This window comes from Brevibacterium sp. NPDC049920 (assembly GCF_040656435.1).
In the GTDB taxonomy this organism is placed as follows: domain Bacteria; phylum Actinomycetota; class Actinomycetes; order Actinomycetales; family Brevibacteriaceae; genus Brevibacterium; species Brevibacterium pityocampae.
This window is the reverse complement of the sequence record NZ_JBFAMF010000025.1, coordinates 1-1,641: the sequence shown is the minus strand read 5'-3', so window position 1 is coordinate 1,641 and position 1,641 is coordinate 1. Positions and strand designations below refer to the sequence as shown.

Annotated in this window: 1 rRNA gene; it reads right to left on the bottom strand. The window is 58.3% G+C overall.

Annotated features, from left to right (window positions below):
- Positions 1-203 precede the first annotated feature (203 nt).
- Positions 204-1,641: ribosomal RNA gene (locus AB0I45_RS13785) — 16S ribosomal RNA — on the bottom strand; the annotation flags it as partial.

The following is a 1,641-nucleotide window of genomic DNA, read 5'->3' as shown; positions in this document are numbered from 1 at the left end:
TGTGGGGGCCTGTTCTCCCAGGACCCAACAGCGTGCCCATCCCCCACCAACCGGACCGCACCCTGTGCGACCCGCCGGCAAGCACCCCCACCCGGATCCGAAGACCCCAGTGAGAGCAGTTCTTGTGATGTTCCACCCATGAGCAACCACCCCGGACACGAACGGCCCGAGCGTGGCAACACTGAAATGTGTTAGCTCCTTAGAAAGGAGGTGATCCAGCCGCACCTTCCGGTACGGCTACCTTGTTACGACTTAGTCCCAATCACCAGTCCCACCTTCGACGGCTCCCCCCACAAGGGTTAGGCCACCGGCTTCGGGTGTTACCGACTTTCGTGACTTGACGGGCGGTGTGTACAAGGCCCGGGAACGTATTCACCGCAGCGTTGCTGATCTGCGATTACTAGCGACTCCGACTTCACGTAGTCGAGTTGCAGACTACGATCCGAACTGAGACCGGCTTTCTGGGATTCGCTCCGCCTCACGGCTTCGCAACCCTCTGTACCGACCATTGTAGCATGCGTGAAGCCCAAGACATAAAGGGCATGATGATTTGACGTCATCCCCACCTTCCTCCGAGTTGACCCCGGCAGTCTCCTATGAGTTCCCACCATCACGTGCTGGCAACATAGAACGAGGGTTGCGCTCGTTGCGGGACTTAACCCAACATCTCACGACACGAGCTGACGACAACCATGCACCACCTGTACACCAGCCCAAAGGGCTGAACCATCTCTGGCACATTCCGGTGTATGTCAAGCCTTGGTAAGGTTCTTCGCGTTGCATCGAATTAATCCGCATGCTCCGCCGCTTGTGCGGGCCCCCGTCAATTCCTTTGAGTTTTAGCCTTGCGGCCGTACTCCCCAGGCGGGGCACTTAATGCGTTAGCTACGGCGCGGAATCCGTGGAATGGACCCCACACCTAGTGCCCAACGTTTACGGCATGGACTACCAGGGTATCTAATCCTGTTCGCTCCCCATGCTTTCGCTCCTCAGCGTCAGTTACAGCCCAGAGTCCCGCCTTCGCCACCGGTGTTCCTCCTGATATCTGCGCATTTCACCGCTACACCAGGAATTCCAGACTCCCCTACTGCACTCTAGTCCGCCCGTACCCACTGCACGCGCAAGGTTGAGCCTTGCGTTTCCACAGCAGACGTGACAGACCACCTACGAGCTCTTTACGCCCAATAATTCCGGACAACGCTTGTACCCTACGTATTACCGCGGCTGCTGGCACGTAGTTAGCCGGTACTTCTTCTGCAGGTACCGTCACCCGAAGGCTTCTTCCCTACTGAAAGAGGTTTACAACCCGAAGGCCGTCATCCCCCACGCGGCGTCGCTGCATCAGGGTTTCCCCCATTGTGCAATATTCCCCACTGCTGCCTCCCGTAGGAGTCTGGGCCGTGTCTCAGTCCCAGTGTGGCCGGTCGCCCTCTCAGGCCGGCTACCCGTCGTCGCCTTGGTAGGCCATCACCCCACCAACAAGCTGATAGGCCGCGAGCCCATCCCCAACCGAAAAACTTTCCACCACCACTCCATGCGGAGAATGGTCATATCCGGTATTAGACCCAGTTTCCCGGGCTTATCCCAGAGTCAGGGGCAGGTTACTCACGTGTTACTCACCCGTTCGCCACTCATCCACCC